Genomic DNA, 19,789 nt, shown 5'->3' with positions numbered 1-19,789 from the left:
GGCTTTTTGTTTTTATCAGATATGATAGTTAAATTATTAAGAATGAAAACACACTTTACTGTATTAATTATTTCGTTTTTTTCACTATTCTGTTATGGTCAGACGAAACCAGCCAATTATGAAGCCACGATCAATACATCACTGGCTACTTTTATAGAAACCCTTAAAGCTAAGAAAGTGGATCAGGCAGTTGGTCTGATTTATCCAAAATACGTTAATAAGGTTTCAAGACAACAAATGTTTACCGTGTTAAATTTGGTTTATAATAATCCAAGTCTGGTATTGAACATTCAGAATTATAAAATCAATAAGATTTCGACTCCTGAATTAATTGATCACGAATACTTCTCAATAACAGACTATATGCTTACGATGAAGTTTTCAATTGCATGGAATACCATTCATAGTAATGAAGAAACCAGAAGCATGGTAAAAGAGCAATTGGTTAATACTTATGGAAGGGAAAACGTAATGTACGTTAAGAATGGAGATTATTATGCCATTAAAAGCCCGATGAAGGCCGTTATGATTTCAAAAGACGGAAATGACTGGAGTATAATTCCGTTAGAAAATGCAGACCAGTCTCAATTGAAAGAAGTACTTCCAGCTGCAATTCTCGAAAAAATATAAAACAAATTGTTTTTAAAAAATAAAAGATCCACCTCGATAGAAGTGGATCTTTTTATTGAGTATACCGAATAAAATGAATTTAAAGACATATTATGTAGTATTGTTTTCAAAACTGGAAAGCTAACGTAATAGATTTATAACTGGTTAATACGATTGGGGATAAGTTATTTATTCTCACTCCATCTTAAAAATTCCTATTTTAGCTCAAAATAAATTCATGAAGAAGATTTCATCCCTGGTATTTTTATTATTCTTAATCATTGCTTCTGCACAGGGAAGACGTTTCTTTGAAACAGGTGAAGCGGAACTTGTCAATTCTGTCGAAAAGATTAATTTAAATTATGTGAATGAGCTTCCATTTGTAAAAGTAACGATCAACGGAACACAATATAATTTTTTATTTGACTCAGGCGCGCCTACTGTTATTTCTCATGCAGTATACAACGAACTTCATTTAAAGAAAAAATATACAAGTAAAGTAAAAGATTCTCAAAAAAATAAACAGGAACATATTTTTACACAATTACCGGAAATGCTTGTAGATGGAATTGTATTTAAAAATATTGGAGTAGTGGTGATGGACTTAAACAGTTCAGAGTTGGGCTGTTTTAATATTGATGGAATTCTTGGAGCCAATCAGATGGCAAAGTTGTTTTGGAGAGTCAATTATTCAGCAAACTCTCTGGAAGCTACTAGAGATTTATCAAATTTTAAGATCGATGATTACGAAACGGTTATTCCGTTTGATCCTCAAGTACAGAAGACCCCTTTTGTAGAAGCTAAAATTTTGGATAAGAATATCAAATTTACTTTCGATACAGGTTTTACAGGAAGGCTTAATATTCTGGAGAGTGAATATGATGCTGAGAAAGTAAAGCAGGCTGTAGAAACCTTTGGATCTACTTCTGTTGGGGCATTCGGAGGAGGGAAGCCAATATCGGGGTATATTTTTAGAATTAATGAACTGAATTTGGGAAATAAAAGCTTTTCAGATGAAATTGTTATGACCGGAAGTTCGAATCTGATAGGTAATACCTTTCTGAAAAATCATCAGTTTGTAATGGATTGGCAGAATAAAAAAATCTATATGAAGCGCCTTTCAAATGATCCTTCCAAACTGGAATCATTTGGTTTTGGGTATCGGTTTATTAATGCAAAACCTATGGTGGCATTTGTGTTTAAAGGAGGAAGTCTTCCTCTTGAGATCGGAGATTCTATTATAAGCATTAATGATGTAGATCTGGATCACCTGAATAATAAATCAGCCTGTCATTATATGGTTAATAGGGTAGAAAGGGAGTATAAAACGATTGAAGTAAAAGTAAAACGAGCCGGAAATATAATGGCTTTCAGATTGGATAAAAACGAATACCTGAAATAATTTAGAATTATAATTTTAGATTCTTCTTTCATCGGAATGACAGTGCTGGAAATAAGCTAAATCTTTGTCATTGACTACGTCTAACCTTCGGTTTCAGAACACAGACGATAAGTCTGCGAATGTAGTTCAGGAGCGAAGTGAAGAATCTCAACTAAGATTTTACACTATTAATTAACCTATTATTTTTATGAAATACCATAAAAAGAGGCTGTCTCAAAAGAGATAGCCTTTTTTATGCAAAAAGGAAAGCTTTCGCTTTCCTAATAGTTGCAAATTGATTAATTTGCATTGTGTTAAGTACGTCAAAAGTAGTCTTTAAAGATTACACCCCCAAAGAAAATCTGCTTTTTCCTCCCAATTTATCGGAGTTGATTGATGAGCGACATCCTGTGAAAATTGTTTCAAACATTATTGATGGCTTGGATATCAAAAGCTTAATTAAAACCTACAAACCTGGCGGAACATCTTGCTACCACCCGAAAATGCTTTTGAAAGTTTTGATTTATGGCTATTTAAGCAATATCTATTCAAGCCGCAAAATGGAGCAGGCCTTGAAAGAAAACATCCATTTTATGTGGCTCTCTGCAATGAGCCGTCCCGATCATAACACCTTAAACAGGTTCCGTAGTGAACGATTGAAAGGTGAGATTAAAGCTATTTTCACACAAATTGTTCTTCTTTTGGAAAAGGAAGGTTTGGTAAGTCTGAAAACCACTTTTGTAGATGGCACCAAGATAGAAGCCAATGCCAATCGCTATACTTTTGTTTGGGGAAGAGCTGTCAAAAAACACAAAGAAAGGATTGCAGAGCAATTAGAAGAGCTTTGGAACTATGCAGAAACAGTTGCCAAAGACGAGCTTGAAAATACAGAAAGTATTGATTTTAAAGAAGTAGATTCTGAAAAAGTAACTCAAACCATCGAAAAGATCAATGAAGTTTTGAAAGATAAAAAAGTAGCTTCAAAAGTTCGTCAGAAACTGAATTATGCTAAGAAAAACTGGGCAGATAATTTAGAGAAATATAAAAAACAGCAAGAATTATTAGAAGATAGAAATTCCTATTCCAAAACCGATACAGACGCTACTTTTATGCGAATGAAGGAGGATCATATGCGAAACGGACAACTAAAACCCGCTTACAATCTACAAATTTCTACCCATAGACAATTCATTTTACATTATTCAATTCATCCCAACCCAACAGACACCAAAACATTAGCGACTCATTTACTGGGTTTTGAAGAAAGCTATCATAAAGCTCCCAAAGAGCTTGTTGCTGATGCTGGTTATGGCTCAGAAGAAAATTACAACTTGTTAAAATCTAAGAAAATAAAAGCTTATGTTAAATATAATTACTTCAGAAAAGATCAGAAATCGGGACAAATAACCACTTCACAAAACAATCCTAAATTGGCAAAAATCAGAGAAAAGGTTTTCAAACTTCTTAATACCAGCAAGGGCATCAAACTCAGAAAACAAAGATGCCATGATGTTGAACCTGTTTTTGCAGAGCTCAAACACAACAAAAATTTTAAACGATTCATGCTTCGGGGAAAAAATAAAGTCGAGGTAGAAATCGGCATACTCGCAATTGCCCACAATCTAAAGAAAATGTCAAAAGCAGCCTAAAACAGACTGCTTTTTTGACTTATATCTTCTTTTTTCCAAGATATTTTTTTTATTCAAAATATCGAAATCTTTTTTCAATGAAATACTAAAAAGAGACTGTCCTTTTGAGACAGCCTCATAGATTATCTTACCAGTTCTTATCAATCATATAAATGATCTGGGTCATGGCTACGGCACCGAGAAGAAGCTCTCTCCGGTTTACCTTTTCAAAGGTATCCTCATCGGTATGATGAATATCAAAATACCTTTGAGAATCCGGAACAAGTTCTGCTGTAGGAACCCCTAAATCGTGAAGGGGAGAAATATCCGCTCCGGAATATTTTCCATCAAAGTTATATACTCCATAAGGAGTGAACAGACTTGTCCAGCTTTTGATCTGATTTCTTTTTGCATTGTCCATTTCCAATGAAATTCCTCTTGGAGAGAAACCTCCCGCATCTGATTCTATGGCAAACAGATGCTTTTCATTCTTTTCTTTAGCCGTTTTTCCGTATTGCAGACCGCCTTTTAACCCGTTTTCTTCATTGGCAAAGCAGACTACTCTGATTGTATGGTTATTATGAATTCCCAGCTTTTTGAATGTTCTCAGTACTTCAATGCTTTGTACAATTCCGGCTCCATCATCATGGGCGCCTTCTCCAACATCCCAGGAGTCCAGATGGCCGCCAACAACAATGACGTCTTTATCCTTTTTGCCGGTAATCTCTCCAATAACAGAATGGGAAAGTTTTTCACCTTTCATACCACAATTGGAATTCAGTTTTGCCGTAACTTTTTGAGTTTTAAGCAGGTTTTCCAATTCATCAGCTGTGGTATTTCCTACAGCCACGGCCGGTATTTTATTAACCTTGTCTTCGTAGCGCATGGCTCCTGTGTGAGGGGCATCGTCAAAGGCAGAAGATAATGAACGAATGATCGCAAACTTACCTCCTTTTTTGGCAGTTAAAGAGGCTGCAGTAACCCTGTATTTAGCAGCATCACCATATCCTCTGAACGTTTCAATAAAAGTCTGACTAAAAGGATAGTTGAAAAATACAATCTTGTCTTTAACTTTTTCAGCCGGAAGTTTTTCATATTCTTCCATTGATTTCACCATAATGATTTCTCCGGATATGTCTTTTCCTCCAGTGCCTTCAGAGTTTCCTAACGAGAGCATTTTCAGATTCATCCATTTTCCGTTAGATGTTTTAATCTGCAGTGATTCCTTACCTCGTTCCCAGACCGGGATCATAACGTCCTGAAGCCATACTTTATCAGCTCCGGCATCACGTAGTTTCTGTGCGGCCCATTGAACAGATTTTTCGTACGCTTCCGAACCGCTTAGTCGGTGTCCGATACTTTTTGTTAGTTCCCGTAATTCGGTGTACCCTTTACCATGGTTAAGAATTTCCGTAGAAATTTTACTGAACTGTATTGAATCTTCTTTTGCCTGACCAAAAAAAGTCATGCTGAGAAGCAATAATGAAGTTCCTAATAGCTTTTTCATATTACCAGTTTTTATCAATCATATAAATAAGTTGTGTCATAACAGCAGAACCCAGAAGTAATTCTCTGCGGTTTACTTTTTCGAAGGTATCTTCTTCTGTGTGATGGATGTCAAAATAGCGCTGCGGATCGGGAACCAGCTCTGCAGTAGGAACCCCCATTTCATGAAGCGGAGCGATATCCGACCCTGAGTATTTGCCTTCAAAATTATATATTCCGTAAGGAAGAAATAGTTTTATCCAGCTTTGAATCTGTTTTCTTTTCTCATCATCCATTTCCAATGAAATTCCTCTTGGAGAGAAACCTCCCGCATCAGACTCTATCGCAAAAATATGTTTTTCATGGGTTTCTTTAGCCGTTTTTCCATATTGCTTTCCGCCTTTGGTTCCATTCTCCTCATTAGCAAAACAAACGGCTCGTATAGTATGGTTGTTCTGGATACCTAATTTCTTAAAGGTTCTCAGCACTTCAATACTCTGGACAATTCCTGCACCATCATCATGGGCACCTTCGCCCACATCCCAGGAATCCAGGTGACCACCTACAACAATTACATCTTTATCTTTTTTGCCGGTGATTTCTCCAATTACGGAATGAGAAAGCTTCTCACCTTTCATCCCACAATTGGAATTGAGTGTTGCGATTACTTTTTGAGTTTTTAAAAGTTGTTCCAGTTCATCAGCGGTTGTATTTCCTATACAAATAGCGGGAACTTTTTCAAGGTTGTCCTCATATTTCATATTTCCGGTATGGGGGACATCATCCTGGCCGGATGATAATGACCGGATGATCGCAAATTTTCCTCCTTTTTTTGCTGTCAGTGCTGCGGCAGTACGCCTGTAAGCACCTGCATCCCTGTAAGCAATAAAAGTTTGTACAGGACTTTGATCAAAAGGATGGTTAAAAAAAATAATTTTATCTTTTATTTTTTCAGCCGGAAGCCGGTCATATTCTTCCAATGATTTTACCATGATGATTTCCCCGCTGACGTCTTTTCCTCCTGTTCCTTCAGAATTCCCAAGCGAAAGCATTTTTAAGCTTTTTGTTTTTCCAGTATCGGTTTTGATTCTTAAAGATTCTTTTCCTCTTTCCCAGACGGGAATTATGACTTCCTGAAGCCAGACTTTATCGGCTCCTGCATCGCGGAGTTTCTGAGCAGCCCATTGTACAGACTTTTCGTAAGCTTCAGAACCGCTTAGACGATTTCCTATGTTTTTTGTAAGGTCATGTAATTCTGTATATCCTTTTCCATGATTCAGTATCTCTGCAGAAATTTTACTGAACTGGATAGAGTCATCTTGAGTCTGACCCGATAATGTCATGCCAAGAAGCATTAATGAAATGCCTACAATTTTTATCATATTACCAATTTTTATCAATCATAAAAATCATTTGTGTCATAGCAACTGCACCCAGTAAAAGTTCTCTTTTATTAACCTTATCGAAAGTATCTTCAGTAGAGTGGTGATAGTCGAAATATCGTTGGGTATCCACAACCAGCTCGGCCAAAGGAATATCAAGTTTTTTCAGAGGGGAAATATCCTGTATGGCATATGTTTGGTCAAAATCATATACTCCATAAGGCAGAAAATAGTTTTTCCATTCGAAAATGAGTCTTCTTCTTTGGGGAGCCATATCTAAAGAAAATCCTCTTGGGGAATATCCTCCAGAATCTGTCCCAAGAGCAAAAATGTGTTTTTCCTCTTTCTTTTTGACATAAGCAGCATAAGTTTCTCTGCCCTGGCCTCCGTTTTCACTGTTAGCATATAATACGACTCTTATGGTATGGTTGTTATTGATGTCTAAGGCTTTAATGGTTCTCAATACTTCAAGGCACTGAGCCACTCCGGAACCATCATCATGAGCACCTTCAGCAAAATCCCAGGAATCGAGCTGTGCTCCGAGAACAATAACTTTGGAATCTTTATTACCCGGAATTTCTCCAATGATATTATGATTAACAGTTTCTCCTTTTGATTCAGCAGCCATATTCAGTTTTGCTTTTACGGTCTGTTTTTTCAAAAGCTTTTCCAGCTCATTTGCAGATTTGGCACCGATGGTTACTGCTGGTATCTTCACTTTATCATCCGGCTCATAATAAATCATTTTTGCATGCGGAATATCATCAGAAGCGGTAGTTAATGATCTTACAATTAAACCTTTTGCTCCTTTTTTTCCGATTACGGAGGCAGATAATAGTTTTGATTTTGCTGAGATCAGATAGGAATCTACCGTATTGATGATTTTCTGATCGATGGGAGCGTTCACAAAGATAATTTTATCTTTTACCTGTGAAGAGGTCAGGGAGTTGAGCTCAGGAATATCAGCTACCAATAAAATGTCAGCTGTAAGGTCTTTACCTCCGGTACCCTGAGAATTTCCAAAGGATAACATTCTGATGTTCTTCCATTCTCCATTACCGGTTTTAATTTGTAAAGACTCTCTGCCTCTGATCCAGATTGGAACTTTAACTTCCTGCTTCCATATATTCTCTGCGCCGGCTTCTTTAAGTTTTTTTTCGGCCCATTCTGTTGCTTTTGCATAGCCTGACGTAGCACTGAACCTGGATCCTATGCCTTTCGTTAATTCTTCGAGGTTTTCGTATGCTGTACCATTAGCCAATACTTCATCAGAGATTTTTTTAAACTCGTCCTGATAGTTGAATTTAGCTGTGGTTAATTTTTTCTGAGGCTTTTTTTGAATTTTTTTTTGAGAAAATAAAAATCCACTCAAAAAGAGTGGAAGTATGATAATGAATATCTTTTTCATTTTTTTAATTACCTTTTCTTTTCCGTGTATAAAAGTAGGGAAAAATTAGGAATAATTTAAGGTTTCATATCGTACATTAACAGTGCCGTAACCAATTTAGGTTCTATAAATGTACATTTCGGTGGCATACTTAGTTTAAGATCTGAAATTTTAATCATATCATTAAAACTTACAGGGTAAATTCCAAATCCGACTCTTCCTTCACCATTGTCTATCTTTTCTTTTAAAATACTGATGCCTTCAAGGGTAGAAGTTCCTTTTACATAAGAGATTTTATCAGAACTGTCAGGATCTTCAATTTTAAGTATATTTTTAAAAATATACTTATCTAAAAGGTGGTGATCCAGATTATCCAATGACATCTCCTGGGAACGAAGATCATGTTTTACGTGTAATGAATAGAACTTACCATCCAGATACATTGAAATGTGAAACTTCTGAGAAGGGTAGTATGGAGTTGCTTCTTTCTCATGGATTAGGAAATATTCATCTAGCTGCTGTAAGAAATTTTCAACCGATAAATCATTAATATCACTTACGATTCTGTTGTAATCGTGAATTTTAATGGATTGATTGGAAACAATAAAACTGTAAACGAAATTATAGGCTTCGGTTCCGTTATGTCTTTTATTTTTATCTTTATGATGTTTGGCGTTTAGTGCTGTAGAACCAATTCGATGGTGTCCGTCAGCGATGTAGAATGCATCAATTTGTTCGATAACTTCTTTAAACTGCTGTAATTTAAGACGGTTATCTATTCTCCAGATTTTATGTCTGATTCCTTTTGAATCTATATGATTGAAAATAGGAACATTTTTCTCTTCGTGGTTCATCAGTAGTTCCACTTTGGAGTTGGCAGGGTAGGTAAGCAATACCGGTTCAGCCTGTAGATTTACTTTTTCTAGGTAATGGGCCAGTTTTTCTTTTTTCTGAGGAATCGTACTTTCGTGTCGTTTTATTTTTCCATTCCAGAAGTCTTCAAGGCTGGTTAAGCCTAGTAGTCCTCTGAAAACCTGTTTATTGGGATAGATCTGCTCATAAAGATAGTATGCCGAACTGTCCTGAACAAGTTTTTTCTCATCCATCAATTCTTCAAAAGTAGAACGGATTTTTCTTAGATTCCGGTCAATATCTTTAGATTTACTTACAACATAGGGTTTAATCATATTGATGTAAGTATTTTCAACCTGAGCTTTTTCAGTAATCTCTTCTTGTGTGAAATTATCTAATGGATGAGTTGGGAAAATCTGCTCAAAGTCTTTATGAGGTCGTATTCCGCGAAATGGTTTAAAAACAGGCATATTTATTTTATGGTTTCTTTTTGTAGCTTAATAATTTGTTCTGCAAGTTCAACTCCGATTTTTTCCTGAGCATCGACTGTATTACCTCCCACATGAGGAGAAAGGGACAATGATGGATTCATAAGTAAAACCAGTTCCGGGGTAGGTTCATTTTCAAAAACGTCTAATGCCGCTCCTGCTACCTTGCCGGATTCAATAAAATCGAGTAGTGAAACTTCATTAATCACACCACCTCTTGCAGTATTAACAATATAAACACCGTCTTTCATTTTTTCAAACTGTTCGGTATCTATAATGTATTCATTCGTTTTAGGAGTATTGATACTGATAAAATCAGTGTCTTTATAGAAAGCATCCGAATCGTTGGTCGATTTAATTTCAAAACTCACTGACTGGCCGTCGAAAAAGGATAAGGAAAGTGTTTTGGTTTTAGATTTTCGGGTTAAAACTTTAACCTTCATTCCTAATGCAATTCCCATCTTCACAACTTCCTGACCGATGCTTCCAAAGCCGATAACTCCCAATGTTTTTCCTGAAAGTTCATAGGCATTACTGAAAGATTTTTTCATAGCATTGAAGTGAGTTTCTCCTTCTAAAGGCATCAGCCTGTTGGATTCGTGTAAGAATCGTGCTAATGAAAAGAAATGAGCAAACACCAGTTCAGCTACGGATTTTGAAGAAGCTGTTGGGGTATTGATTACTTGTATTCCTTTGCTTTTGGCATAATCGACGTCAATATTATCCATTCCGATACCGCCTCTTCCAATAATCTGAAGACCTGGGCATGCATCGATGATGTCTTTTTTTACTTTAGTGGCACTTCTTACTAGAAGAACATCAACATTATTCTCGTTAATGAAATTGATCACATGATCCTGGGCAACTCTGTTGTCAAGAACCTCAATTCCAGCTTCTTTTAAGGCTAATTCTCCAGCTTTGGAAATTCCATCGTTAGCTAAGACTTTCATATTTTCTTCTATTTAGATGTTGGATACAAGAAATGAGAAGTTAGATTTTGCTGATCTGATATCTGATTTCTTGAGTCTTTTAATCTTATATTTTTTTCAGACTTCTAATTTAAGTTATTTTATTGATTTCATAACATCAACTAAAACCTGAACACTTTCAATAGGCAATGCATTGTATAAGCTTGCTCTGTAACCTCCTAAACTTCTATGTCCATTCAGTCCATTAATTCCGGCTGCTTTCCATGCGCTATCGAATGCTTCTTTTTTAGAGTCATCCAGCAATTTGAAAGAAACATTCATCAATGAGCGATCTTCTTTTACACAAAACGTTTCAAATAAGGGATTGCTGTCTATTTCATTATAAAGTAGGGCCGCTTTGGCTTCATTTCTTTTTTCTGCAGCTGCGATCCCACCATTCTTTTCAAGGTATTGAAGTGTCAGTAAAGAAGCATATACAGGAAAAACCGGTGGGGTATTGTACATGGATTCTTTATTGATGTGCTGTTCATAATCAAAATAAGACGGCATATTTTCTCTTCCGGTTTTACCCAGGATATCTTTTTTGATCACAACCAGTGTTACTCCTGCAGGTCCCATATTTTTCTGAGCTCCTGCGTAAATTAAATCAAATTTAGAAAAATCAAGCTGTCTTGAAAAAATATCAGAGCTCATATCACAAACCATCAGGGTGTCTACTTCCGGGAATGACTTCATCTGAGTACCATAAATGGTATTGTTGGACGTACAGTGGAAATAGTCATATTCTGAAGAAACAGTGTAATCTTTTGGAATATACGAATAATTATCGTCTTTTGAAGAACCGACAACGTCTACTGTTCCTACTTTCCTAGCTTCTTTAATAGCTCCGGCTGCCCATGTTCCTGTATCCAGATAAGCCGCTTTACCGCCTACTTTCATTAAGTTATACGGAACCATTGCAAACTGTAAACTAGCACCACCTCCTAAATATAATACTTCATAATCATCACCAAGATTCATCAGCCTTTTTACTATGGCACGAGCCTCATCCATCACGGCAACAAAATCTTTGCTTCGGTGAGAAATTTCAAGGATTGATAATCCGATGCCATTAAAATCAAGAATCGCTTCTGCTGATTTTTGAAATACTTCTTCCGGTAAAATACATGGCCCTGCGCTGAAATTGTGCTTTTTGCTCATATTTTTATTTTTTTGGTTGTTACAGGGCCTTCCGGACCTGTGGTTTCACTTTAATATTTATATAGATTCTTCAAAATTATCGTTAAAAAAACCGTCTCATAATTGATGAGACGGCGTTTTTTATTCACCGTGTAAGAACGCTTTTTTGTTTAGTAAGGCTTCTTCCGATTCTACATGATCTTCATCCGGAACGCAGCAGTCTACAGGACAAACCGCAGCACATTGTGGCTCTTCATGAAATCCTTTACACTCTGTACATTTATCAGTAACGATAAAATAAACATCATCACTCACAGGTTCCTGAGGTGCATCTGCATCTACTGTTAATCCTGATGGTAATGTTACAGTACCTTTTAATTCAGTACCTTCGGAAGCTTTCCAGTCTACGGCTCCTTCATATATTGCATTATTGGGACACTCTGGTTCGCAAGCTCCGCAATTGATGCATTCATCAGTTATTTTAATAGCCATCGCTAATTTTTTTTAAATTTGCACAAAATTACAAAATATTCCCCAATTTTACAGTAATTATGAATATCGAAAATAAAGTTTTAGGACTTATTAAATTAAGTGATTATATACAAGCGTTTTTAGCAAAAAAACCTGAAGAATTTAATGATGCTGATGTTGAATTCGAAGTATTATTAAAGAAGTCTGAAATAGAGAACCCTTGGTTTACTATTGATAATCAGAAATTTGCTTTAAAACAATGGGCAGATTTAATGACGGAGAAAAGTTTAAAGAATTGGCTTAAAGACTATTCGCCTTCAAAAACTTCCAAAAGAGTAGGACTGATTTTAGCAGGAAATATCCCGTTAGTGGGATGGCATGACGTGATCTCTGTTGTTTTAAGTAATCATATACCGGTGATCAAGCTGTCATCAAAAGACAAATATATGGTGCCGTTTTTACTGAAAAAGTGGAACGAATTTTCAGTCGATCCAATTGAATATGAATTTGTTGAAAGACTGGAGAATTTTGATGCTGTAATTGCAACCGGAAGTAATAATACGGCAAGATATTTAGAGTATTATTTTAAAAATCATCTGAATATTATCCGTAAGAACAGGACTTCGGTTGCGGTTTTGAAAGGCAATGAGACTGAACAAGAGCTGGAGCTTCTTGCGCACGATATTTTTCAGTATTTCGGACTAGGCTGCAGGAATGTTACCAGGATTTTTATTCCTGAAGATTTCTTAATCGACAAGCTTTTTGAAAGCTTTATCGGGTTCAAGGATATCATCAATCATAATAAATATGCCAATAATTATGATTACAACAGAGCGGTTTACCTCTTGAATCAGGATAAATTCTGGGATAATAATTTTGTTATGCTGAAAGAAGATGATAAATTGTTTAGTCCGCTTTCAGTAATTAATTTTAGCAGATATTCTTCTTTAGATGATGTTAAAAAATTCATCAGCGAGAATGAAGAAAATATACAATGTGTAGTGGCTAAAAATGAGTTGGGATTGGATTCTATTCCTTTTGGAGAAGCGCAGAATCCGGGGTTAGATACCTATGCGGATAATGTAGATACAATGAAATTCCTGGAAATAGTGTAGTTTTAGGATCACCAAATTCCGTGATATGAAAAAGATATTTTTAGCAGGAACGATCCTCATGGCTCAATTCTGTTTTTCCCAAAAGGTAATGGACGCACAGGTTGATATTCCAAAGAAAAAAGAATCATTATCAGAGATCAATAAAGAAAAGATAGCACTTTATAATGACAGGTTTTCTGCTTTTATCAACGCATTAAAATCTTCTTCAGATCGTAACATTTTCGATGCATTGCTTTCCGATAAAGTGAAAGTAGTAGTGACTGATCGCGTTCTTAAAAAACTGTCAGACAGTATTCGGCTTGATCATAAGATGGAAGTGTTTCAAACAGGAAGTCAGACCCTGATAGACGGAGAGAAGTATCCGATGATTCAGTACCGTTATTCTGATGATAAAGCTTCACTTCCTAAAAATATCATTACAGTTCTGTTTGAGGAGAACGGAAAAATTATTGGGATTAAACCTTCCCAGAAAGACGAATAATTTTAATATATTTAGATAAAAAATATAAACTATGATTAAAGATATTATCGTGGCCCAGTCCACGGATGTAGAAAAAGCAGAGTTTTATAAGAAGACGTATATACATGTTGCCTTATCAATCCTTGCTTTTATCGGTGTTGAAACTATTTTATTGAAAACAGTACCTGCTGAATTGATTTCTATGATGTTTGCACAAAGGTATATTTGGTTGCTGATTATCGGGGTATTCTGGATGGCTTCCATATTGGCTTCAAAATGGTCTTTATCACAAAGTAAATCAACACAATACTTAGGGCTTGGGTTTTATGTAGTACTTGAGGCTGTTATTTTCCTGCCGCTTATTTATATCGCCATGGCTTATTCAGGACCTAAAGTTATTTTTCAGGCAGCTATGTTAACGGTGGCAATGTTTGCAGGTATTTCAGCGGTTGCATTTACTTCCAAAAGGGATTTTTCATTTTTAAGAAATATTATTGTAATCGGAGGTTTTATTGCCATCGGATTGATCGTAGCAGGAATGATCTTCGGATTTAATCTGGGGCTTTGGTTTTCTGTTGGAATGGTTATTTTAGCTTCAGCAACAATTTTGTACCAAACGAGTAAGCTTAAAGATTCTTATGCTACAGATCAGTATGTAGGAGCTGCTCTTCAACTTTTTGCTTCAATTATGCTTTTGTTCTGGTATATCCTGAGCATCTTGATGAGCAGAAGAAGCTAATAAAGGCTAAATAAAGATATAAAAAGAGGCTGCCCTTTTGGGCAGCCTCTTTTTTATTCAATGAATTATTATCTTAAACCGACTCTGGGGCCGTTAGGAGCAACAACAGCCTGCATTCTTTCTTTTTGATGATTAGAGAACATGAACATGGCAGCATCATCCACATAGTCCATATAGTTCATAAACATCAAAGAGCGTTGTACGCCACCGCATGTGCCATAAAGTGGATAATTAGGTTTTCCACTATTAGAGGAAGGCTGGGTAGGGGTATCATCACAGAAGTCATCACCACAATTGGCGTCTCCCCAGATGTGTCTAAGGTTGAGATAATGTCCTACTTCATGGGTAGCGGTCCTCCCTAAATTGAAAGGATCCGTAGCTCCTGCTTTTCCTATGTATTTTGAAGTAACAACAATACCGTCGTTCCATTGTCCTGCTGATTCTGGAAAAGTTGCATATCCCAGGACTGATCCCATATTTCTTACTGCCCAGAAGTTAAGATTTTTAGACGGGTCTGTGGCATCAATTCCACCAGTAATTGATCGTTTCATTAAATCTCCTGTTGGTGCCCATACCAGAATAGGAGAAAATTTACGAACTATTTTGGCTAATTTGAAGCGAACTTTCGTGTCGTTTGCAGCTACTGTTTTGAATTCTGCAGGAATTTTAGAGACATCCGGATTGGTAGCTGAATAGTCTTGGTTGAGCACGTCTATTTGTTCTTGTAAACGACTTTCGGAAAGATTTTCAGCGTCTGTATTTAAAGAGTATATAATATTGAACACTACAGGGACTTCTACAGATCCGTCGGGTAATACTTTTCCAAGTTTTATAGCCTGAGAGAATTCTTCAGCTTGACGCTCGTTTTCAACGAAACGAGCTCTGAGAACCTGATTATTTTTTAAGGCTTCCTTTCGAATATCTTCTGAAGGACAGTGTCTACCGGTAGCATTGGTATTGGAGGAACGAAGATCGGGAGAGTCATTATTGCTATTGCTTAGGTTCTCATTATTAGTACAGGCAGTAAAGCTTAATACTGCGGATAAAAGAATCAATATTTTTTTCATAATTATAGATGTTTTAGTAAAAAAGGTGTTTGAAATTAATGAGTCTTTCAGAAGATGAAAGACTCATTTTTTTATCTTAAGCTCGCTCTCGGGCCGTTAGATGAAACAGTAGCTTGTATTCTTTGATTTTGATCGCTGGAGAACATGTACATAGCGTCGCCATCTACATAATCCATGTAATTCATAAACATCAAAGAACGTTGTACGCCACCACAGGTACCATAAAGTGGATAATTGGGTTTTCCACTATTAGAAGAAGGTTGGGTAGGGGTATCATCACAGAAGTCATCACCACAATTGGCGTCTCCCCAGATGTGTCTAAGGTTGAGATAATGCCCTACTTCATGAGTTGTTACTCTTCCAAAGCCTCTGTCCTGTGTTTTTCCAACACGCCCGGCAATGACTACGATTCCATCATCCCATTGTCCTGCTGATTCAGGGAAGGTGGCAAACCCCTGAACATTGAAGATCAGGGCACTCATCCTGTTGACAATCCAAAAGTTAAGATTTTTGGTAGGATCTGTGGCGTCAATTCCTCCTGTAGATGATCGTTTCATAGAATTGGTGAAAGGATCCCAATTGAGTTGGGGGTTGAATCTTCTGTTGATTTTACTTAATCGGAATCTCACCTTCGTATCTCCTGCAGCAACAGGCTTGAATTCGGCTGGAATTTTTGAAACGTCTGAGTTAGTAGCCGATAAATCCTCGTTGAGGACGTCTATCTGATCCTGAATCTGGGAGTCTGATAAATTATCTGCTGAAGTAGCGTAGATTAAGTTAACGACTACAGGAATTTCCAGAGAACCATCGGGGAGTACTTTTCCTTGTTTAAGGTTATTGATGTATCTCGCAGCCTGTTGCTCTATTTCGTTGTACCTGGCCCGAAGGGTTGGATTGTTTTTTAAAGCTTCCTTTCGAATCTCCTCGGAAGCGCACAGCTTACTACGTGCATTTGCGTTGTTTTCAGACTTGTTTACCCCCTGGTCTTGAGAGGCGGTAAGGTTGTCATTGTTGTTGCAGGCTGTAATAGTAAATACAGCCAACAAAGCGAATAATGTTCTTTTCATAATGATTTGTTGTTTGATTTTGTGAAATTAATAATAATTTTTCATTAATTAAATTAAATTCACTACAAAAACAATAAATCAATATTAAATATATTAAAAAATAATTAAAATCAAAAAAATATATAATATTCATTTAATGAGTTTAAATTATTTTTTTATTTGCCTTTATGGTGAAAAATAATTAATCGCGTAAGCGAAAAAACCAGCCAAATTAAAGATTGTTTTAGATTGAAGGAGATTTTAATCTAAAGTAAGAGCTTGATAATGGGTTCTATTTTTAGTTGAATAATGATATTTTCTTCTTCTTTTGCGACACAATGGTAGGATCAATTGAATCTGATATTAAATAATAGGTTTAAAATCAGAGTTTTAAATTATTTATTTTTTCTAATATAAGATCAAGATATCCGAAAATATGATTAAATTATCTGCTGTTTACATTCTATTCAATAGAATGTAAACGGACTCTTAGATATTATGTAACAAAAAAATTGAACCATGGAAACAAAATTTGAAGGAGGAATTAATATTGCAATAAAGATTCCTAAACACAAGTATGAGCAGACCGTATCTTTTTATAAAGATATTCTAAAACTGGAGGTTGAAGAAAAACCTATTGATAATCCAACAGTTTCACGAACTCATGAGGTGAAGTTTGGAGGAAATACCATGTGGCTTGATTGTGTAGATAATTACACTCATTCTGAGACCTGGCTGGAATTAAATGTTCCTAATGTGGAATCTGCAGTATCTTATCTTAAAAATAACGAGGTGGAGACTTGTGATGAATTTGAAAAAATTCCCGATAATATGCATTGGATTACTGATCCGGCCGGGACGGTTTTTATTGTTAAGCAGAAGGATTGATGACTATTTTGTCAAAGTAGGAGGGAGTCCGTTATTTACTTTTGATTTAAATGAATATTGCTTAGTTACTTATAAATTCCTACTTTAGAAGTAACAACAGTTCGTTAATATATCCTTATGATTTACTCTGATGAAAGCAATGGATTAAATAATCCATTGCAGGCAAACCAGTTTCAGGTCTTTGATCTTAAAAGTTATCTTGAGGATCCGGTGCCTTGTGACATCCGTTTTTTTTATAAGATATGTATTGTTCACCCTGAAAGTTATCTTTACTATGGAGATGAATGGATTCATATTGATAAAACGGCATTACTATTTACCAATCCAATTGTGCCATATCAGTGGGAGATGGTCTCCAAAGAGCAGACTGGGTATTTCTGCAGATTTACCAATGAATTTTTGGGAGGGAACAAACGTCTTCAAAACTCACCGTTATTCAGACTGGGAGCAGAACCTGTATTCTTTTTAAATGATAATCAAATTCCTTTTATACTGGATCTGTTTGAAAGAATGCTATATGAATCTGATAATAAAGAATCAACGGATTATAATGTTTTACGAAGTTATGTGGATATTATAATGCATGAAGCTCAAAAGCTTCAATCAGATACTACTACCCAAACGACAAAAGCTTCCAGCGAGAAAGTGGTCAGTATCTTTATTGAGCATTTAGGGAATCAGTTTCCTGTCACGGTAGATCACCCATTGTTATTTAGAAAACCATCAGATTTTGCTACATTACTATCTGTACATGTAAACTATCTGAACTATGCAGTGAAAGAACTTACAGGAAAGACAACCACTGAGCATATCCATGAAAAATTAATATCCGAGGCTAAAATAATGATCAAGAATACGGATATGAATATTTCTGAAGTCGCTTTTTCATTAGGGTTTGAATATTCAAATAATTTTTCAAAATTCTTTAAATCACATACAAATCAAAGTCCTTTTAAATTCAAACAAAATAATATTTGAATTGGATACTTTTTTTTCCTTTTCGGATATTTTTCTAAAAATGGAATAGGATAATTTTGTTAGAACATAAACAATTATATTATGGACAAACAATCAGAAGAAGTAATTAGAGGGTTGGCTGATTTTTTTGCAAAATCCTACAGAACCCCAGTGTTTAGAAGGCCAGATGAATATGGGCTTGAGTATGAAGATGTATTTTTCCCTTCAATGGACGGTGTTTCTCTGGAAGGTTGGTTTATTCCGGCAGATTCGGATAAGCTTGTTATCTGTAATCACTTTATGCCGGGCAATCGATATGGCTATCCGGGGCATTTGGAGCCGTGGAAAAATTTTGGAGGTTTTGAAGTGAATTTTATTCCTCAATATAAAGCCTTACATGATGCCGGCTATAATGTGCTGGCGTATGATCTGAGAAATCATGGAAACAGTGATGATGGGAATGGAAGAATGGTAGGGATTGGTTTATTAGAATACAGAGATGTTATAGGTTCTTTAAATTATATAAACTCAAGGGCTGGCACAAAGAATATGATCAAGAGCTTAATCAGTGTCTGTCTTGGTTGTAATTCTACTTTGGTAGCGATGAATAAACATCCGGAGTATTTTAAAGATATTAAGAGTCTTTTGGCATTACAACCTGTTTCTGCAAGACCTTTCATAGAAAGAGCTTGTGAAGAGGCTAAAATTGATTTGAAAGAAGGAACGGATCTTTTTGATTTTGAAATTCAAAAGAGAACCGGATTTCATATGGATGAGTTATCGCCCATTGAGCATGCTAAAGCTGTCACTGTTCCTACTTTGATGGTTCAGGTGCATCATGATACACTTACAAGACCTTCCGATGTGCAGACTATTTTTAATAACCTATCATCAGAAGAAAAAGAGCTTTTCTGGATTGAGGGGACTACCCGCCGTTTTGATGGATATAACTATTTTTCAGAAAACCCTGCCATGATGCTTGAATGGCTTGGGAAATATACGAAGTAAGCGACTTTGTAGCCAATAAACTAAAAAAATCCTGATGTGCTACATCGGGATTTTTTTATTTAAGAATTTGATTTTTAATATGTCAATGCTTAAATCTTTTAATCTTTGAATGATTAAAAACTATTTATCAATAGATCCTAAAACCTTTTGGGCAAAAGAGTTTAAAGCATCTTTTTCGCTCATTCCGTTTTGAACATTGGCGTGAACTTCTAAAGCTCCGCAGATATTGGTAATTAATTCTCCTGCTACGTTTAAATCTTCTTCAGTTGTTCCTCTGAATTCGGTGAAGCTTTCTAAAACCTCCAATGTTTTTTCAAGATTTTCAGGAGTTTGGTTTTGATAAAACTGTCTGATTACGGGTAACTTCATGATTATAATTCGTTAAATAGGTTAATTAAGCTCTCAGCCTGGTTAGATTGAACCTGGTTAACCAATGCTCCGTTTTTGAAAATGGCAAAGGTTGGAAGGTTGTCTACTTTAGCCAGCTTTCTGCTCTCTGGTAATTTTTCTGCATCTACATATAAGAATGGAATTCCTTCATTCTCAGAAGCTAATTTTTTGAATTTAGGCTTCATGATTCGGCAGTTTCCACACCAGGTAGCACCATATTGAACGACTACTTTTTCATTGTCATTGACGATATTTTGTAACGTATCTTCAGTTAATTCTGTATACATAATGGTAATTTTATAATTTGGAAATTTGAGAATGTGTTAAT

The 19,789-nt window shown here is 35.9% G+C and carries 20 protein-coding genes; 9 read left to right on the top strand and 11 right to left on the bottom strand.

Going from position 1 to position 19,789, the window contains the following annotated elements; all coding sequences use genetic code 11:
- Nucleotides 1–42: 42 nt before the first annotated feature.
- The 3 genes from CJF12_RS05835 (at nt 43) to CJF12_RS05825 (ending at nt 3,639) form a co-directional block, all read left to right on the top strand.
- Complete coding sequence (locus CJF12_RS05835) at nt 43–630, top strand: hypothetical protein (RefSeq protein ID WP_034687469.1); 588 nt, start codon at nt 43–45, stop codon at nt 628–630.
- Nucleotides 631–847: 217 nt separating this feature from the next.
- Nucleotides 848–2,011 carry a retropepsin-like aspartic protease gene (locus CJF12_RS05830; protein WP_034687471.1) on the top strand — a complete coding sequence of 388 codons (1,164 nt, stop codon included), beginning with the start codon at nt 848–850 and terminating at the stop codon, nt 2,009–2,011.
- A 290-nt stretch (nt 2,012–2,301) separates the two neighbouring features.
- The gene (locus tag CJF12_RS05825; protein WP_095591034.1) at nt 2,302–3,639 is read left to right on the top strand and encodes an IS1182 family transposase; all 1,338 of its coding nucleotides are present in this window, start codon (nt 2,302–2,304) and stop codon (nt 3,637–3,639) included.
- Nucleotides 3,640–3,766: 127 nt separating this feature from the next.
- Here the strand turns inward: CJF12_RS05825 and CJF12_RS05820 are convergent, their stop codons facing one another.
- The 7 genes from CJF12_RS05820 to CJF12_RS05790 form a co-directional block, all read right to left on the bottom strand.
- A complete protein-coding gene (locus CJF12_RS05820) occupies nt 3,767–5,125 on the bottom strand; it encodes a M28 family peptidase (protein ID WP_034682981.1) in 1,359 nt (452 codons plus the stop codon).
- A 1-nt stretch (nt 5,126) separates the two neighbouring features.
- A complete protein-coding gene (locus CJF12_RS05815) occupies nt 5,127–6,485 on the bottom strand; it encodes a M20/M25/M40 family metallo-hydrolase (protein WP_084675616.1) in 1,359 nt (452 codons plus the stop codon).
- A 1-nt stretch (nt 6,486) separates the two neighbouring features.
- Complete coding sequence (locus tag CJF12_RS05810) at nt 6,487–7,893, bottom strand: M28 family peptidase (protein WP_034682978.1); 1,407 nt, start codon at nt 7,891–7,893, stop codon at nt 6,487–6,489.
- 56 nt (nt 7,894–7,949) lie between these two features.
- Entirely contained in the window at nt 7,950–9,194 is a 1,245-nt protein-coding gene (locus CJF12_RS05805; RefSeq protein WP_034682975.1) for a DUF1015 domain-containing protein, read from the bottom strand.
- 2 nt (nt 9,195–9,196) lie between these two features.
- Nucleotides 9,197–10,162 carry a D-2-hydroxyacid dehydrogenase gene (locus CJF12_RS05800; protein ID WP_034682973.1) on the bottom strand — a complete coding sequence of 322 codons (966 nt, stop codon included), beginning with the start codon at nt 10,160–10,162 and terminating at the stop codon, nt 9,197–9,199.
- 114 nt (nt 10,163–10,276) lie between these two features.
- On the bottom strand, nt 10,277–11,341 hold the full coding sequence (gene serC / locus CJF12_RS05795; RefSeq protein WP_034682971.1) for a 3-phosphoserine/phosphohydroxythreonine transaminase: 1,065 nt from the start codon (nt 11,339–11,341) through the stop codon (nt 10,277–10,279).
- 120 nt (nt 11,342–11,461) lie between these two features.
- Entirely contained in the window at nt 11,462–11,812 is a 351-nt protein-coding gene (locus tag CJF12_RS05790) for a 4Fe-4S binding protein (protein ID WP_034682968.1), read from the bottom strand.
- A gap of 59 nt (nt 11,813–11,871) precedes the next feature.
- Between CJF12_RS05790 and CJF12_RS05785 the strand changes: the two genes are divergently transcribed.
- The 3 genes from CJF12_RS05785 to CJF12_RS05775 are packed head-to-tail and all read left to right on the top strand — an operon-like array spanning nt 11,872 to nt 14,105.
- A complete protein-coding gene (locus CJF12_RS05785; RefSeq protein WP_034682965.1) occupies nt 11,872–12,906 on the top strand; it encodes an acyl-CoA reductase in 1,035 nt (344 codons plus the stop codon).
- A 25-nt stretch (nt 12,907–12,931) separates the two neighbouring features.
- Nucleotides 12,932–13,387: a hypothetical protein gene (locus CJF12_RS05780; RefSeq protein WP_034682962.1), complete on the top strand. Its 456-nt coding sequence runs from the start codon at nt 12,932–12,934 to the stop codon at nt 13,385–13,387.
- 31 nt (nt 13,388–13,418) lie between these two features.
- On the top strand, nt 13,419–14,105 hold the full coding sequence (locus CJF12_RS05775; protein WP_034682958.1) for a Bax inhibitor-1/YccA family protein: 687 nt from the start codon (nt 13,419–13,421) through the stop codon (nt 14,103–14,105).
- A 68-nt stretch (nt 14,106–14,173) separates the two neighbouring features.
- Here the strand turns inward: CJF12_RS05775 and CJF12_RS05770 are convergent, their stop codons facing one another.
- Both CJF12_RS05770 and CJF12_RS05765 read right to left on the bottom strand, forming a co-directional pair.
- Nucleotides 14,174–15,172 (bottom strand): zinc metalloprotease, encoded by a 999-nt coding sequence (locus tag CJF12_RS05770; RefSeq protein WP_034682956.1) that lies wholly within the window; start codon nt 15,170–15,172, stop codon nt 14,174–14,176.
- A 71-nt stretch (nt 15,173–15,243) separates the two neighbouring features.
- Entirely contained in the window at nt 15,244–16,239 is a 996-nt protein-coding gene (locus CJF12_RS05765; RefSeq protein WP_034682955.1) for a M43 family zinc metalloprotease, read from the bottom strand.
- A gap of 498 nt (nt 16,240–16,737) precedes the next feature.
- Between CJF12_RS05765 and CJF12_RS05760 the strand changes: the two genes are divergently transcribed.
- The 3 genes from CJF12_RS05760 (at nt 16,738) to CJF12_RS05750 (ending at nt 19,071) form a co-directional block, all read left to right on the top strand.
- On the top strand, nt 16,738–17,106 hold the full coding sequence (locus tag CJF12_RS05760) for a VOC family protein (RefSeq protein WP_034682954.1): 369 nt from the start codon (nt 16,738–16,740) through the stop codon (nt 17,104–17,106).
- A 117-nt stretch (nt 17,107–17,223) separates the two neighbouring features.
- On the top strand, nt 17,224–18,084 hold the full coding sequence (locus CJF12_RS05755) for a helix-turn-helix domain-containing protein (protein WP_051887230.1): 861 nt from the start codon (nt 17,224–17,226) through the stop codon (nt 18,082–18,084).
- An 81-nt stretch (nt 18,085–18,165) separates the two neighbouring features.
- Entirely contained in the window at nt 18,166–19,071 is a 906-nt protein-coding gene (locus CJF12_RS05750) for an alpha/beta hydrolase (RefSeq protein WP_228379076.1), read from the top strand.
- Nucleotides 19,072–19,191: 120 nt separating this feature from the next.
- Here CJF12_RS05750 and CJF12_RS05745 read toward each other — a convergent pair whose 3' ends face one another.
- Both CJF12_RS05745 and CJF12_RS05740 read right to left on the bottom strand, forming a co-directional pair.
- Nucleotides 19,192–19,440: a DUF6952 family protein gene (locus CJF12_RS05745; RefSeq protein WP_034682952.1), complete on the bottom strand. Its 249-nt coding sequence runs from the start codon at nt 19,438–19,440 to the stop codon at nt 19,192–19,194.
- A 2-nt stretch (nt 19,441–19,442) separates the two neighbouring features.
- The gene (locus tag CJF12_RS05740; protein ID WP_034682951.1) at nt 19,443–19,748 is read right to left on the bottom strand and encodes a thioredoxin family protein; all 306 of its coding nucleotides are present in this window, start codon (nt 19,746–19,748) and stop codon (nt 19,443–19,445) included.
- Between the last annotated feature and the right edge of the window lie 41 nt (nt 19,749–19,789).

This window comes from Chryseobacterium piperi, assembly GCF_002285635.2.
Taxonomy (GTDB): domain Bacteria; phylum Bacteroidota; class Bacteroidia; order Flavobacteriales; family Weeksellaceae; genus Chryseobacterium; species Chryseobacterium piperi.
Note: the sequence above shows the minus strand (reverse complement) of the source record. Positions and strands in the feature narration are given on the sequence as shown.

Coding starts and splice junctions, on each gene's coding strand:
- CJF12_RS05835 (WP_034687469.1), top strand. CDS start 43: ATGAAAACACACTTTACTGTATTAATTATTTCGTTTTTTTCACTATTC.
- CJF12_RS05830 (WP_034687471.1), top strand. CDS start 848: ATGAAGAAGATTTCATCCCTGGTATTTTTATTATTCTTAATCATTGCT.
- CJF12_RS05820 (WP_034682981.1), bottom strand. CDS start 5,125: ATGAAAAAGCTATTAGGAACTTCATTATTGCTTCTCAGCATGACTTTT.
- CJF12_RS05815 (WP_084675616.1), bottom strand. CDS start 6,485: ATGATAAAAATTGTAGGCATTTCATTAATGCTTCTTGGCATGACATTA.
- CJF12_RS05810 (WP_034682978.1), bottom strand. CDS start 7,893: ATGAAAAAGATATTCATTATCATACTTCCACTCTTTTTGAGTGGATTT.
- CJF12_RS05805 (WP_034682975.1), bottom strand. CDS start 9,194: ATGCCTGTTTTTAAACCATTTCGCGGAATACGACCTCATAAAGACTTT.
- CJF12_RS05800 (WP_034682973.1), bottom strand. CDS start 10,162: ATGAAAGTCTTAGCTAACGATGGAATTTCCAAAGCTGGAGAATTAGCC.
- serC (WP_034682971.1), bottom strand. CDS start 11,341: ATGAGCAAAAAGCACAATTTCAGCGCAGGGCCATGTATTTTACCGGAA.
- CJF12_RS05790 (WP_034682968.1), bottom strand. CDS start 11,812: ATGGCTATTAAAATAACTGATGAATGCATCAATTGCGGAGCTTGCGAA.
- CJF12_RS05785 (WP_034682965.1), top strand. CDS start 11,872: ATGAATATCGAAAATAAAGTTTTAGGACTTATTAAATTAAGTGATTAT.
- CJF12_RS05780 (WP_034682962.1), top strand. CDS start 12,932: ATGAAAAAGATATTTTTAGCAGGAACGATCCTCATGGCTCAATTCTGT.
- CJF12_RS05775 (WP_034682958.1), top strand. CDS start 13,419: ATGATTAAAGATATTATCGTGGCCCAGTCCACGGATGTAGAAAAAGCA.
- CJF12_RS05770 (WP_034682956.1), bottom strand. CDS start 15,172: ATGAAAAAAATATTGATTCTTTTATCCGCAGTATTAAGCTTTACTGCC.
- CJF12_RS05765 (WP_034682955.1), bottom strand. CDS start 16,239: ATGAAAAGAACATTATTCGCTTTGTTGGCTGTATTTACTATTACAGCC.
- CJF12_RS05760 (WP_034682954.1), top strand. CDS start 16,738: ATGGAAACAAAATTTGAAGGAGGAATTAATATTGCAATAAAGATTCCT.
- CJF12_RS05755 (WP_051887230.1), top strand. CDS start 17,224: ATGATTTACTCTGATGAAAGCAATGGATTAAATAATCCATTGCAGGCA.
- CJF12_RS05750 (WP_228379076.1), top strand. CDS start 18,166: ATGGACAAACAATCAGAAGAAGTAATTAGAGGGTTGGCTGATTTTTTT.
- CJF12_RS05745 (WP_034682952.1), bottom strand. CDS start 19,440: ATGAAGTTACCCGTAATCAGACAGTTTTATCAAAACCAAACTCCTGAA.
- CJF12_RS05740 (WP_034682951.1), bottom strand. CDS start 19,748: ATGTATACAGAATTAACTGAAGATACGTTACAAAATATCGTCAATGAC.